The organism is Mucilaginibacter frigoritolerans (assembly GCF_007830615.1).
Taxonomy (GTDB): domain Bacteria; phylum Bacteroidota; class Bacteroidia; order Sphingobacteriales; family Sphingobacteriaceae; genus Mucilaginibacter; species Mucilaginibacter frigoritolerans.
In genome coordinates this window covers 808,445-823,138 of the sequence record NZ_VLLI01000001.1, presented here as the reverse complement: position 1 = coordinate 823,138, position 14,694 = coordinate 808,445, and the positions used below count along the sequence as shown (strand labels likewise).

Sequence of the window (14,694 nt, the reverse complement as noted above, 5' to 3'; positions counted from 1 at the left end):
GCACGGAAAGCCTTAAATACCGTTAACTTAAAACTGGACAGTACATTATACCGCTTATTGCACAACTTGCCACAAAATCGTGTGACGGTAGTCTTGGCATAGAATGTTTTTTTACAATGCACACATTTTCTTTCAATTGTGAAGTTTGAACTCATATATGTTAAATTTTCAAAATCTAATCAGAATTGGGCATTTAACATATAAAAATTATGAGTTGGGCATCCCTTGTTATTTCTCCTAACTTTTGTGATGTTTCGCACTTATTATACTGTTTATTATCAAACAGTTACCGATAGTTACAATAATTTTACCAGGATTAAAAAACGAGAAACAATCTGTACTTTGAGTAACAAATAAGTAACAAAATAAAATGCTTTCAGTAATAAAATATGTAAATATACCAATCAGCCTTATTTATAACTAATTGAATATATGATACTTAAGAAAAATAAAATGAAATTTTTACTTTCTTAATATAATTTACAACTTATTGATTATCAATAAGTTACTCCAACTACTTACCGATACAAATATTAAAGCCTACAAAGAAACCGAAACTTGGGATTTGGAAACGGAGTGCATGGCTACAGATTTCTTAGCTCTATTCAAAGAATACCCTACGCAAACCTTATTCGACAATATCCATGACGACCTGATTGAGCCCGAAGAAACCGAACGGGTGCGGGCAGAACAATATATCAGCTTTTATTGGAGCGGGAACGACTGCTTTTATGATATGCTGTTCGAGATGGTGAACAATGAGTTTCAGGAATGTGGCATAACGGACGAGCCCATGTCTGTGCAGTATTTTGATACGCCACAAACCCAAATCACTAATGAACTGAATTTTGAAAGACGGCTATTTGACCTCATAGATAAGCTGTGTGCCATCTTAAATCCATACGACAATGACTAACGTGAGCAATGACTTTAACGACCTGTATGTGCCTTATAAAGCCCTATTAATTTATAACTGCAATAGGGAGAACGACACAAACATCAACACAGACGAAGCCAATGCAGTCTATGTTGAAAGTTACGACATCAGCAAACAGGGTAATCCCATCAATGCCCATCCCCTGTCCATGAAAGAAAGCATCGCATTAGCAGAACTATTGCAAAGTAGTGCCGAAATGCAGAACGGCTTTTTAAAATCAAAGGGCTTATTGCCCAACAACCTCTTATATGTCAATCCCGATAATTCAGGCTATGCGATATGGTACTCACCACAGCAGGAAAGGGATTTGTTCTTTGTCAAAAGCTTGGGCATCGCCTGTGGCAAGGCGCAAGTCCCTGCAATGGTTTGGAAAGCAACCCGTGACGGCCTTTCCGTTTTTGCCATCAAAGGCAAATCAAAGCCAACCGCAAAAACAGTCCTGCACCATGCCCCCTACTTTAATATTTATGATGATGGCAGGGTGTGCATGGGCAACGTCAATATCAATATTGACCGCACTACACACTTGGAAAATTTCATGATGCAATGGGAGCAGTATTTTTTCGGCAGTTATTTCAGCCATACGCTCGGTGGCGGAAGAAAAACGAACATCAATATTGTGCAACTATGGCAACAGCAGACCACCAGCGATAAAAAATTCCCCGAAGAAGCTTTAGTAAAAAATGGACTAACCCTTAACCAACTTATCCGATGAAAAAAGTAAAATCAATACAGTCCAAGACAGCCGTCCATATCGTGGATAAGGAATGGCTAAATCCCTACAATCCTATTGTCGTTAACCTCATAGGCGCAGGTGGAACAGGTAACCAGGTGCTTACGGCTTTGGCAAGAATGAACCACGCCCTGATTGCACTAAACCACCCCGGCTTATTCGTCAGGCTGTTTGATAATGATAAAGTGGAGCGGGCTAACCTCGGCAGGCAGCTATTTGCCAGTGCTGAACTGAAACAGTACAAGGCTGTAGCCTTGATAAACAGGGTCAACCTCTTTTTTGGGACGAACTGGAAAGCGGTTACCTCAATGTATGATAAAACTATACTTCAGGAAGATGCTGAGTTAGCGAAAGCGGGTTTAACCATCTCCTGCGTAGATACCGTAAATGCGAGAATAGAGATAGCACAGGTGCTGAAAACCGTTCACAGGAATAACGGCAATAGCAGGAACAGGCCTGTTTATTATATGGACTTTGGCAACAGCCGTTTTACAGGACAGGTAATTTTATCAACTGTCGGAAAGGTCGCTCAGCCTGAAATGAAAAAATACTGCACCGCAGAAACTTTGCCAATGGTAACCGATGAGTTTGAAGACTTGTTAATGGCATCAGAAAGTACCGATAATACACCAAGTTGTTCTTTGGCGGAAGCCTTAACCAAGCAGGACTTATTTATAAATTCCTCTTTGGCAAATCTCGGAGCTTCCCTCCTATGGCAACTCTTTCGTGAGGGTATGCTGTTTAACAGGGGCTTCTTTTTGAACCTGAAAGAGTTCAGGACGCAACCACTAAAGGTTGTTGCTTCATAGCTTAACCCATCCCTTATAAGATTTGACGACAATAAAATCAATACTGGGAAGGCGTATATTTCAATTTACTACATTGAAGTGTAGGCAAGCGGGATAAAAAGCGCCCTCCGCAGCACATTCCTCCGTGCCTGCGGAAAAAACTGCTCCGGGCAACAGCGGCTGCTTGATTTATAATAGACTAAACATGGTTTCACCGACATTTCGTCCATTATAATACAAGAATAAGAGTATATTTTGTATACCTTTTATAAAGAACTACTTCCCTATCTGGAAAACACGCTTTAGCTGGATTATCCATTGTGTTTCCTTCAGCGAGATCGTATCATTAAAAGGTTCAACACCTCCTCTGGCAAATAAATAACGACACTTGGGTGTTTGCTCAATCACCAAAAATAAGCGACTGGGCCGGTGCCGGTGCAGCCGGTCATTGGGTGCAGCCTTTGTGAAAGCACGCAGTAATCATTCCCTGCCAAACAATAAGCTAGGGCACGATCGTTCAATCAATTGCACGTTAGAATTTAATCCATTACTTTATTAGAATATCCAAGATATAATCACTATCTTCATCTTAATCAAAACCTTATCGATGAAAAAGTTAATATTCCTGACTCTCCTCACGTCAGGGTTACATTCATTTTCCCAGCAACGACACATAGAGCTTCACAGGAAAAAATTGCACACAGAAGTACCTGCCGTGGTAATTGATACGGCAGATAAGGCGTTGCGTATCGCTACCTACCTTTTAAATTCCAATGAATTTCAGGATTCTCTACGCAAGCTGACTTTCAAGTACAGTAATCATTGCAAAAGTTGTTCTAAAGGGGTGCGTAATCGTCGCGAAAGGATACCCGCATCCGTGGTATTGGACAGTTTGTATAGACGCCCATCGGTTTTTTTAGTGATGGACCTGCAAAAGGTTGGAATCGAGCCCAGAAGCGATACGTGTTATGGATTGGGCGCTACATGCCCGGCAACAGATTCTGTGACCTCCTATTTTGACAATATAGAATGCGATATGGGAAAGGATATTCCCTTTTCTTATGCCTACGGGGTTCATCTATGTCACGAATTTATGCACGACGTTGGTTTTTGCCATACCGACCATGTTGACGATGTGGCGGAAGAAGTTGGGTGGATAGCCTATTTTTTTATTAATAAATGGTATCACGAGCATAACGCTGCTTTCCTGGCAGCAGCACAATAAAAAATATTCCAATGAAAAAATTAAAAAAAAATTTGCATTTGTACTGCCCATTAATGGTGCTCGTAATGCTTAGTAGTGCAGTTTCGGTTTCTGCACAGCGCCCAGACCAACAGGTTTTCTGGAGGCTTGTACAGGTAAAAAACGCGCCTAATCAAAAGATTGTCAGAGTATACCTTGACAAATTCGGCTATTTTTATCCAGATATTGCAGTGCCCATCGATCAGCACGCCTTTTGGCTTCCGGACGGGCATAATAGCGCAACAGATACTGCCAGTGGAAATTTGTACCATTATTTTAAGTTACATCCGGTAGCAACAAAAGCAATGCTTCGTTTTTACAAGGTCAACTCTGTTGGTAAATTTAATGCGGATTATTACCACGTTCAGGAGCAATTGCTTCAAAAAATCAATAGACAGCTCCACGGATTGATTAGCAATTCTCATGCAAAAACAATCGTGTTTCTTATTCACGGTTTTAACGAGACGGATCCAACCGCGGAATATGCTTTTTTTGAAAATCGCGTAAGCGCGTTGGGTTATGAAAAAAAGGCCCGGCCAGTCTATATTGAAATCTTTTGGGATGGCCTCTCGACAGGAAATGATGCTTTAAGTTTTCCATCCGTTTGGAAACATGCACAGAACAATACACGCTATGTGGGTCTTTCTGTTAGGGAATTGATGCGTCATCTAAGCGACAGGCTGAATTTCGTGGTGGTCACCCACAGTCTTGGGGCAAGCGTAGGCACTGGTGCTTTGTTCAACTGTACCTCCAAGTGGCGTAAGTACAGTGATCCGACGATAGATTACGAACTGGATAGTTTATCACGCACAATAACTACACCCAACGATGTAACTGTTCACTTGGGAATGCTTGCGCCTGCTATTCCAGGCTATAATACCTTTATCGACTTTGATAATCGCTCGCCTAATGTCATCCCATCGCAAAACAAAATTAGCATCGTGTCGGTAGGTTACAACCCAAATGATTATGCCACCTCAAAGTATGTTCTGGCTGCCGTAATGGGCGCTACGACACTGGGTTGTGACTATCATTTTCCGCGACATCCCGATGAGCTTGATCAAACGAGGCGTTCACTGTCGATAAACGGCTACCCTCATCCGGAAAAGCTATTATTACCAATACATTTTCAAACGCCTGCCAAATTCGGCAAGCAGGATCATGCGTTTGAGGCTTATATGCAGGATACCTTACATTTTAATATGTTCTTAAAAGCGCTGTTTAACTAAATCCCTAGCGTTTCTTCAAAAGCTGGACCGATTCAAAAAAACAAAATCAGGGCCAGCGATGACTGGATCGGCACACGAACAACTCTAGAAGCTATTTTTCAGGTCGTTGCATTTAACACATAAACCTGCGATAGTTTATCCCGGATAGCATTTAAAACGGATGCTTATACAGTCGTTGACTTCCCTTTCTTTTTTTAACCGCTACAGTTTTCGGCGCTACGGGTGCAGCCTTGCTTAAATCAAGCAGCACATGATAAATTTTCCTTTGGCTATCGCCGTGTTTGGTGCTTGCAACATATAAATTCGACGCGCTTGCAAATTTTCTTGTCATATCTTCAAACCCGGGCTTGGCATGGTATGCCCATTCAGTAGGAAAATCTATTTTGGCAATATCATCACGGTATGTTTCCTGAAATGATTTATAACCGGAGCGGTTTCCATGGTAGTACACGATGATATAGTAAAAATCTAAGTCACGAATATATTCAATACATTTTTTTATATGCTTGCACAGATTAGGGTAATTACCACCATTCATTTTCAGTGCCTCAAGCAAGGCGATATCCGTACCGCCTGCGCGTACAACAATGTCTGCCTCACCTGCGTCTGTACCGGATTCTGATGCGCCTGTTCGCGGCTGGTCAGTGATCTCCCAGCCCAGGAGCGGGAACCTACGGCGCAGCGTCGCTACAAATACATCATTGAAATGATCCTCATGCACAATCGATTCTACCGCCTTTATTTTTTCGCGCATAACCTTCAAACTCTCAACGATTTCAGCCAAAATGAACTCATTTAGTAGGTTTTTGCCGTTAAGAATCTGCGGAATTACACGTGGAATGGCTTCCGGCGGTAGATTCCTTAATTCTCCCAAAGCATGCCTTATCTTACCGATTAGTTCGTCATTTATCGCGTTTAACTTCGCGCTTTTTAAATCCTCCGACAGGATGGTGCCATTGTCCTGAAGATAGTTGATAGCTTCTCCAAGATAATGAAATCCAGCCTCGACAAGACCGCGGTCCATCAGGTAATTGTACACTGGCAAGATAAGCTCATCTTGGTAAAGGTAAGCCGGCGCAAGGATGTTTAATGTCTGATCAAACTTAATGCGCTTGTCTGTCCAAATGTAATACAACAGATCCATAGCCTGTGCTATACCAGAATATTGCGTTAGAGCGGATTTATCTGTGAGAGCTGCGGTAAATGCCTCCCATTCCAATTGCGCATTACCTCGGTCACCTGTAGCCAGATCGCGAAACGTGCGGGCCTGGTACAAATAAACCGCATATTCCACATGCTGTGGGTTCTGGCTGTTCAGACGCTCAAATGTGCGGATGGCACCATCAAGGTCTCCTAGATTATAAAATTGGTCGAGACCCAGATAAAACTGTTTTCTTGCCTGTTCATCGGCAATAGGGTGTCCCGGGTAGCCTTGCGATTTTGGGACATCCAGTGTAGCTATTACATCACTTTGTTTATTTTTCAGGGCAAGCAGCAGCTTGATGCGATAAAGGAAAATAATTTTATCCAACGTTTTTATTTTGCGCTTTTCAAGATGGTCTTCGATTGCCTTGACGAAAGGACCGGCCAGGCTAAAAAGGTTGCGTGAATTTGCGATTTCTATAAGGGCCGACTCTAGTTCGAACATGGTAAATGCCGATTTGATAAAATCTTTGGGCGCAATGCCTTTTATAGCATCAGCGAGCAACCCCTTGATCTTTTTATCGCTGATACGGTTATAGGCGCTCAGCATTTTTTGCAGGTTTTGGCTGCCGTCAAAAAATTGACTGATCAGTATACGGGCCGGCTCTGGTTCGAAATAATTTAATGCTTGATAAAGCAAAATATCCAGTTCCTGGCTATAGAGATCACGCGAGAAAAAATACTGCAATTCAGAAAATACATTTACCCTGCCTTCTTTTAAATCGTCAGTATTATAGTGTACTGCCAATGCCGTAATGAGTTGTTCAAGCCTTTCCAGCGTTTCAGTGATGGGCAGCACAACAAACTCGCGTTCTTCTTTGCGCTGCGACAAACCGATAAAGCCGACCAAAACCAGTTTCATGAAAACAGCGACTTTCTGTGCTTGTTCTTTATTTATCGCATTCCGGCTGTCGCTTTGTTTATTAAAGTTAAGGCAGCCATTGAATTTCTCTATAAAATCATCAAGCAAATCATTTTTCTGAAAATTTGCGAAAACAAATGCAAGATCGAGTTTCTCAATTCCAAAGTTAAGCGCAACCCGCTTCACAGTCTTTTTTACAACATTTCCATGCACTTGTTCTACATCCACCTCATTGACCGTGAAATACTCAGCAAGCAAATCCCAGATGGCCTGGGTTAGTTCCAGCTCCGCCAATTCGAGGTTGTCTTTATCAATGCCATACCGTGCGACATCGCCGAAGTCGAGCTGGGACAGGCGGAGCACCTCTATCAGAAGATCTGCCCGATCACTTGGAACCACGATTAGCTCATTGCGGAAAGGGTATTGGGGATATTCTGCTATACCCTTTACCAGGCCCGGAAGAAGGCAGGCCACCAGTAAAGGTCTTACTGGAGGCGTTGGATAATGGTTTGCCATCAATACCCGGCTTTCCTGCAACAGTTTCAGCACCCTGTTGTAGCGTACTTTATTTTGCTGATGCTGGGTAACGCTACGCTCGTAACTGAGAGTATTGAAAGAAAATACCAGTCGAGCCAAATCACTTAAAATAAAAGCAAAGGGCCTTGCATAATCTTCTGACCGTCTTGTGCTTAGCGCCGCTTCAACAAATATATCCAACGCGCTGTCCCATAATTTGTTGACCATCTCGTCAGTGATCGGCGCGTTTACTTGAAAGCCCGCTTCTGGTTGCAACCACTTTTCATCGATTTTTAGCTTTCTGATCGTATCGAACCCAATCGGAGCAAGCTCGAGGTCGCCGATAAAATAAGGTAATATCTCAGGATACGTGTGCTCAGCAAGCCACAGCAATTGTGCTTTAATATACGGGCTTTTGCTTTCTTTGAAAAAACGCAGCGTTCCCTGAAACCGGTTCTGATCTTGGTCAAACAGGAACAGGAAATGTAATAGCATATGATAAACCCGCCTTGAGTTATGGTGAAAAAGCATATCATGGTCATAATCCCTATAATGCTCCAACTGTTTAGTGAATAAGAAGCTGTCGGTAAGGTTAAAGTCAATATCCGCTATCGGGTCGGTTATCTTTTCATGCCGGAAATTGTCAGCATCCAGCCTATCGTTTCGTATTTCAATCCTATCGTTCGATAGGTCTGCTTCAGTTATCAGCAGATGCTCGGCCAATTGCCTTATTTTTTTTATGGTATCGTACGGCAAATAATCCGGCAACTTGTCAGGCGTGTTTTCAAGCATTGCCAAAAAACTAAGATATATTCTGAAATCGTCGATATTTTCAGGGTCAACAACAAGACGATGCCACGCCAGTGCGGCAATTCGGTTTTTCAGTTGTCCAGTGTAATGCTGGTGACGGTTCAGGTAATAACGTCCCTCCACATTTAAGGCAACAATACCTTTTTCCAACAGGATTTCCGGTGTTAGCGACAGGTTGTGCAGACCGATAATGGCTTCAAGTTCCGTCCTTGCTATCGAAGTTTTGTCGTTTTGACTCAACGCGGCTTCAACGGGCACCATGCAGCGTGTTTCATCTTCCAACTCAATTGGATGATTATAGCGGTTAAATTTTGCGGGATCCGCCAGTTTCCAAATATGGGTACGCACCGCAGATGGAATGGCGTATCTGCCGTTTATCTGCCGGATCCATCCTTTGTCAAAAAAAAGTTGAAAGGAAAAGTTCGTTCCATTGGCTTGATTTTGCTGCGAAATAATTACTTCAATTGCCTGTCGGGTTAGGGATGGTGACTTCAAGGCAATTAAAAGGTCGGTCAGGACCGGGCTAAGATTGTAGCGCAGGTCGTCCCCCATAATTGTCGGGTCAACATAATTCGGAAAGTGACGATTACTATGGCAATGCGCCTTAATCTGATTGCTTAATGCGGAAATTTTTGTAGAAGTATTGTTCATAGGTAGTTTTAAAATGTTAGAAAGAATGATATTAGTCTCAGCGTATATCGACCCATCAACAGTTTACTGACAGATACTTTATTCTCATTATACCGGACAACGTTTAAAAATCTCGTGACGGGTGCACCTGTGACAGCAACATTGAAATTTGTAGTCGAACGGATTAATGGCGTCTCATGGGAAATTAACACCTAAAAACTAGCTTGGCTATTCACGCTGGGCATCTTGTTCAGCGACCTGGCGGCTGTATCCATCGTACATCTGTGCTACCTGAAGCAGCAAGCTATTAACCACCGTATGCTCAATCGCAATCCCGGCTGCAAGGGATCTATACTTTTCAGCCTTTGCCTTTTCAAGCGCTGCCCCGCTATCGCCAGAGCGAAAGTTCACCTTCACGCCATGTCCGTTGATCACTCCACTGTAAAATCCACGTTTCATTTCGTCATGATTATAGAATTCCATGACTGAGCAAATTGCTGCTTGCGGCCAATGCTCATCCCCATCACGCAATTGGCCAAATAGCTGCCCAATACGGTTATAACCAAGTCGAGTACGGTCCTTTTCCTGGCAGGCGGCTATAGCCATAGTGCACCATTCCGCTAACTTTTCGTGATCAATTTCCCGGCTTTCAGACTGTCCGGGCAAGAGATTCCAGGCCTGAATAACTTGATCGGCATTTCTGGCCCGCTGCTGTATTGCCGGCGGCTCCATTCCGACAATTTCAAGTTCGCTGTCTCCCCCTTCCGGGCGACCTATCCAGGTGATTAACTGGGAAAAAAAGCCGGGGTCATCACGTAGGGCCTGGAACAGATAAGTAACTGGCCGCTCGTGGTCTTCTTCATTCAGTAACTGAAAATAAGCCCATTCTAGCCTTACCATTGTTGCCGGGTCGGGGTATAACGCATCCAGTTTAGAAAAAACCACCTTTACGTTGTACACGCTGACATCTGCCTCTGTACCAACCTCTGATGGATGTCTAATAAGGCCTTGTAGCGTATTAAGGATGGTACTGGCAGATACATAGTCTAACTTGTACAGCATTGTATTGAAAGCAGATGCAAAACGGCCGTTATTATTCAATTTACTAACGCAACGCTCTAGGTCTTCCGGAGATAGGAACTGATTCATAATCGTTAAAACCTGATTCCAGTATTCGTCATCAACTTCCTGCCCAAGACTTTCGATATAATCCCATAGAATAGCATTCGGGGGCGCAGCGCAAAGAAACCTGGTGATTCGCGGATCAGCAATATATTTTGTAGACATATTCACAATCCAGGTGAAGCCATTCAGTGCAGCGCACTTATGCAGGTAGCCCAAAGCGAACTGGTCTTTACAGGCTTCCTGATTGCCTAATAATCCCATCGCTTCGTCAGCGAAATTTACTTCGTGGATCGCGGCATGGTAGCCAAGAAGCATTGGCTGTTTTACGATAGCTGCCATTTCTACGAGTTCAGCAAACCGCCTTCAGACAGAATTTCTGCAATTGCTATGTCTCTTTTATCATGGCTGCGTTTCTCGGATTCTTCATAGCCAGCTACCAATCCGTCATCATCGTCCAAAATAGCAAAATCGAAATACCAAGCATATTTGTGGATTGCCCGCTCAGCTAGTTTTTCATATATACAATTCAATGTTTGAACTTCCTCAGCTGCAAGAGCCCATGCCTGTCTTTGGTGTCGTTTGTGACGGCTAATAAACCGTTGCAGGTTATTACGTAGATTCAATACGGGGCCTTCAAATATGGTAATATTGTAAAGTGCCTCGATTAAACGCAACCGCAAATCGCCCGTATAATTGTCGATCAATTCTATAAGCGATGACCAGCGGTCTGCGCTTTGACCCGCAAGTATGAGTAACTGTTCAACAATAAATGCAAAGTCATTTAATGCAGTCGCCTGTGTGACAATCTGCGGAACTTCGTCTCGCAGTCGCCAAAAAGGTTGATAAGTAGGTATTAATGTTCTGTGCTCTCCCGGAGATAATGATTTAAACGACTGAAAGGCAGCCACAGGATTTTTAACGGTCAATGCGGCCAAAATTTGCTGGCGTTGCGGCGCTTCGGCGTAAGTCTGTGGTATCTTGATGCAGAAAATGGCTTGAAGTGAATTGATAGGCCGGTTAGCGGTTTTGACGCCAGTGTCCAGCAAGGTAAGGTCTGCCAAAATGAACGCAACACGCTGGACATGGTTCCGGTCCCAGGCGAGTGCTTCTAACGCCCACAGCAGATGGGTATGATACGACGGCGAAAAGATCGTATAGCCAGCGTCGTTGAAAAGTTGACTAAATAATTCCGGCCGTTGTTGCAGCGTATGCTCCAATACGTGTAAAAAAGTACCAGGTGCCGCCTCTGCCAACAAGTGCAGGCGGCTTTGTATCGTTTGCCATTCGGGGAGTTGCTTTTCGAAAAGCAACTGGTATACAACATAATTAACCCAATCTTCCAGACGTATGCCGGAACGGATTCCGGCTCCCTCGCCGTGACTACCTAACAGTGCCAAGGTTTGTGCAAGACCTTCCTGTAGCTTTGGTGAAAATGAACTCTCTTTTTTGAATAGCGCTGCTGCGATCCGCAATTGTGGCTCAAGTTGCAACGCAGGGTCCGGTTCGCGAAAAACAGTTAGAAACGCCGTTTCATAGTTTTTCAAATGGTCTGCTGTAATGTATCCTGCCAATACGTATAACAAATCATAAGGCGACACAACACGCCAAATGTGGCCGGTCTGATAAACAGGCGCATCAAAAATCAAAGACCATTTCTTCAGCTTTTCCAAATAAACCACAGACCCCTGCGGATATAAGTGGTCAATGATCTGCCGGTCACCTATTTTCTCCTGGTCAAAACTTTGAACAAAGAACAATGGGATCAGTTCCATCGGATCATTGTCATTATGCCAGGAAACCCTTCCCGGTATCTTAGCGAAAATGCGGTTAAGAACACTGAGACTTCGGCCGCACTCCTTTGCCAATGAATACGCACGTTGATGACTGATCCCCAATTCAGTCAACACCTCCACATATTTATCTGTTTGTGGTATAGGTAGCGTGAGACCGCTTGGCTTTACCTTAAAACTCACCGGGACCACCACATGATTAGAACGGATTTGGAGCTGATGCACTGGACGATCATCGCCGCAGTCAAAAATAATAAACATACCTTCATGCTGGGCGGTTACTTCTTTCAACGCCATCTCAGTTTCTACAATGATTGCCTTTGCAAAAAAATGCAGCGCTTTTCCGGCATCATTGGCAAGTACGGAAGCTATCGTGAAGCAGATGGCTTCCTGCCGGGAGGTCGCCTGTATCTCTAGCAGGCCGTTTTCCTGATCGTAAAATTTCAATATGGCTTGCTGCTGGTTTTCCCTTGCGGCCAAAACGAACTGTGCAGATATCTGGTGGTCGGCCCAATGGGTCATCCGTTCCCAGTAATCTTGCGCACTTTCATAATTCGCAGTAAATATCTCCAGCCTCGCCGCGAGCCAGATAGCGACCGGCACGCAACGTCCGAGCCACGTTTCCAGGTCGTCGGCGTCGTATATAATGATATCCTTCCAGCCGCTTTCAGCCTTTCGGTCGGCGACCCAAAGGTCACGCTCCGGCTCACCGCTCCAACGTCTGGGCGTTACAAAAACAAAACTTGATACCTTTTTTTGAACAGCAGGGATTTCTGCTGTCCTTTTATCAAAATCCTCTTTAATTTTTGCGCGATAATTCGAACTGCGCCCGAATTCCCAATATGAGATTCCCGCAGGAACATAAATTCCGCCTGCGATGGTTTCACATTTACCGTCCACTCCTGGCTTGTAAACGCTGTCCCCTGCCGGAATGGTGATTACTGGCAGGTCGGAACATGAGGCAATGATCAGCCTTCTGATCAGTTCAGGCAGTATTCCGGCAAACTGTGCGCGGTCGGCCCATTGAACTAAGGAAGTGGAATTGATATGACGCATGCCTTTACAATTTTGATTTACGCTGATACAGCGGGTAAACGCACAGCTATTAACCATTAAAATTACGATAAATAAGTACCCTGTACTATACTGGTCGAACAATTTTTTCCACAACACAGCCGGCTATAATTATACCGTCAAATTGTTCGTACTTTAACGAAATGCTTTTGTGAAATAATAGTATGGTAAAGAGCAAGGGTTATTATGATGAGTTTAAACCGATCCGCAATAAGATCCGTTCGCTTGGCTATCTTACAGTCGGACGACTACCGCCATTATAAACATCAGGACAATTCCTTTGCTGAATTGATAAGCGGCAACAGGGGATTGGGAGGATTTTATACTAAATTATTGACCTTGGAAAACGCCTAATCGGGCTAAAGCGCTAGCATCAGCACATTCCTTCGTTCCTGCGAAAAGAGCTGTTGTAGGCGAAAGCGGATACTTGACTTATAATAAACGCAATCCTGTCTCCCAGCTTCCGTTTTTTATAAGACAAGCGGTGTTAATGGTTATAAAGGCAGTAATGAATTTCCACTACAAAAAAGCCTCATAATTTGTCCTGATTATCCTTGTATCAATTCCCTGTGAAGTGTTGTTGTGAAACAATTACCTTTTATCCAATTAGAACGAATGTGATAACTTGACACATTAATTTTACTTTTTTACCGGGTTATCATAACCGATTTTTGCACCAATTAATGCACAGGCTGCTATCGCCAAAGGGGGGCCACCTAAAGCGGCACTAATTATAAAGCCTATAAATCCGCCGCCAACACTATTGTTACTTCTGATTTTATCTTTTTTTACCTTATTCAGAGGCGCACTTGTCACATTGTTTCTTCTCCTTATGGTCATGGTATGCAGTACTCCCTTTTCGAGATTACAAGCTATACAAGCGGCGTACAAGTTATTCAAATGATCTGTTCCACCATTTGCTTTCGCTTTGGAATGCTCAATATGCCACGCTCCTTTCGCACCGTAGATACCATAATTGATGAAAGCAAGTTTTTTGTGGCATAAATGGCAATATCCGTGCGTTTTATCATATATCAAGTTTAACCTGTCATTTGTCATATTAAGTAGTATTAAAAATTAAAGCCAAATATTATTTAATAGAAATCAGTTATTTAACCGATTCTAAAGATAAAACATTGCAAACGAACCTTGCTCCATAATTGCGGGCAGTGATAACAAGTAAAAGGTATTGCAGTGCCAATAATAATAAATAAGCATACTTTAACGGGTGCTGGGAAAATACTAAAACCGGAATAGGTAATATTAACAGGAATAAAAAAGAAGAAGCACAAAGATCCCTGGCCAATAAAAAATCCTGGTGGCTTTTATCAACGATGGAGTCTGTCTTAAAAGTTCTGTAAATAGCATACCATTTCGAGTTCTGTTCTTCAGGCAAAATGGGCAGATCGCCATGCATCTCTTTCAATCTATCTGTATTTATCCGAGGATCTGTTTTTGCATAATGCGTAAAAGCCCTGCAACCAGGCAGAGAATATTTTCTTTTCCAATAAATTAACATGGCCTTCTGATCCGCAGAAACAAGTCCATTAAGTATAAATAAAATCACAGGTGAAACAATGAACCAAATGCCTTTGTTCATTAACATTTCTTTAAAATCTTTGCCATTTTCCGAAATAGAAAATGCAAAAACCATCACCAAAAAGGCGATGAGATTGATACCAAAAAACACCCATTGCTGGGTGCTGTTTTTTTCTTTTAGAGTTTTTTCCGATTTGATTTTATTTTTTGCCATC

Annotated in this window: 10 protein-coding genes; 5 read left to right on the top strand and 5 right to left on the bottom strand. The window is 43.0% G+C overall.

Annotation, left to right across the window (positions count from 1 at the left end; all coding sequences use genetic code 11):
* Positions 1 to 490: 490 nt before the first annotated feature.
* The 5 genes from JN11_RS03360 to JN11_RS03340 all read left to right on the top strand — a co-directional run bounded on the left by JN11_RS03360 (position 491) and on the right by JN11_RS03340 (position 4,930).
* Positions 491 to 916, top strand: coding sequence for a hypothetical protein (locus JN11_RS03360; protein WP_144909606.1), 426 nt, complete (start codon positions 491 to 493; stop codon positions 914 to 916).
* Positions 909 to 1,652: a PRTRC system protein B gene (locus JN11_RS03355; RefSeq protein WP_144909604.1), complete on the top strand. Its 744-nt coding sequence runs from the start codon at positions 909 to 911 to the stop codon at positions 1,650 to 1,652. The genes JN11_RS03360 and JN11_RS03355 overlap by 8 nt, the downstream gene beginning before the upstream one ends.
* Positions 1,649 to 2,479: a PRTRC system ThiF family protein gene (locus JN11_RS03350; RefSeq protein WP_144909602.1), complete on the top strand. Its 831-nt coding sequence runs from the start codon at positions 1,649 to 1,651 to the stop codon at positions 2,477 to 2,479. The genes JN11_RS03355 and JN11_RS03350 overlap by 4 nt, the downstream gene beginning before the upstream one ends.
* An 823-nt stretch (positions 2,480 to 3,302) precedes the next feature.
* Positions 3,303 to 3,683, top strand: a complete 381-nt coding sequence (locus tag JN11_RS03345) for a hypothetical protein (RefSeq protein WP_170227676.1) — start codon at positions 3,303 to 3,305, stop codon at positions 3,681 to 3,683.
* An 11-nt stretch (positions 3,684 to 3,694) separates the two neighbouring features.
* A complete protein-coding gene (locus JN11_RS03340) occupies positions 3,695 to 4,930 on the top strand; it encodes a hypothetical protein (RefSeq protein ID WP_144909598.1) in 1,236 nt (411 codons plus the stop codon).
* Between the two features lie 151 nt (positions 4,931 to 5,081).
* Here the strand turns inward: JN11_RS03340 and JN11_RS03335 are convergent, their stop codons facing one another.
* The 5 genes from JN11_RS03335 to JN11_RS03315 form a co-directional block, all read right to left on the bottom strand.
* Entirely contained in the window at positions 5,082 to 8,972 is a 3,891-nt protein-coding gene (locus JN11_RS03335) for a tetratricopeptide repeat protein (RefSeq protein WP_144909596.1), read from the bottom strand.
* Positions 8,973 to 9,179: 207 nt separating this feature from the next.
* Positions 9,180 to 10,415 (bottom strand): hypothetical protein, encoded by a 1,236-nt coding sequence (locus tag JN11_RS03330; RefSeq protein ID WP_144909594.1) that lies wholly within the window; start codon positions 10,413 to 10,415, stop codon positions 9,180 to 9,182.
* 2 nt (positions 10,416 to 10,417) lie between these two features.
* Complete coding sequence (locus JN11_RS03325; RefSeq protein WP_144909592.1) at positions 10,418 to 12,922, bottom strand: hypothetical protein; 2,505 nt, start codon at positions 12,920 to 12,922, stop codon at positions 10,418 to 10,420.
* Positions 12,923 to 13,579: 657 nt separating this feature from the next.
* Positions 13,580 to 13,999, bottom strand: a complete 420-nt coding sequence (locus JN11_RS03320; RefSeq protein ID WP_211360620.1) for an HNH endonuclease — start codon at positions 13,997 to 13,999, stop codon at positions 13,580 to 13,582.
* 49 nt (positions 14,000 to 14,048) lie between these two features.
* Positions 14,049 to 14,693 (bottom strand): hypothetical protein, encoded by a 645-nt coding sequence (locus JN11_RS03315; RefSeq protein WP_144909590.1) that lies wholly within the window; start codon positions 14,691 to 14,693, stop codon positions 14,049 to 14,051.
* Between the last annotated feature and the right edge of the window lies 1 nt (position 14,694).

Excerpts from the sequence above, each read along its gene's own strand:
- JN11_RS03315 (WP_144909590.1), bottom strand. The coding sequence starts at position 14,693 with ATGGCAAAAAATAAAATCAAATCGGAAAAAACTCTAAAAGAAAAAAAC.
- JN11_RS03340 (WP_144909598.1), top strand. The coding sequence starts at position 3,695 with ATGAAAAAATTAAAAAAAAATTTGCATTTGTACTGCCCATTAATGGTG.
- JN11_RS03350 (WP_144909602.1), top strand. The coding sequence starts at position 1,649 with ATGAAAAAAGTAAAATCAATACAGTCCAAGACAGCCGTCCATATCGTG.
- JN11_RS03335 (WP_144909596.1), bottom strand. The coding sequence starts at position 8,972 with ATGAACAATACTTCTACAAAAATTTCCGCATTAAGCAATCAGATTAAG.
- JN11_RS03330 (WP_144909594.1), bottom strand. The coding sequence starts at position 10,415 with ATGGCAGCTATCGTAAAACAGCCAATGCTTCTTGGCTACCATGCCGCG.
- JN11_RS03320 (WP_211360620.1), bottom strand. The coding sequence starts at position 13,999 with ATGACAAATGACAGGTTAAACTTGATATATGATAAAACGCACGGATAT.
- JN11_RS03355 (WP_144909604.1), top strand. The coding sequence starts at position 909 with ATGACTAACGTGAGCAATGACTTTAACGACCTGTATGTGCCTTATAAA.
- JN11_RS03325 (WP_144909592.1), bottom strand. The coding sequence starts at position 12,922 with ATGCGTCATATCAATTCCACTTCCTTAGTTCAATGGGCCGACCGCGCA.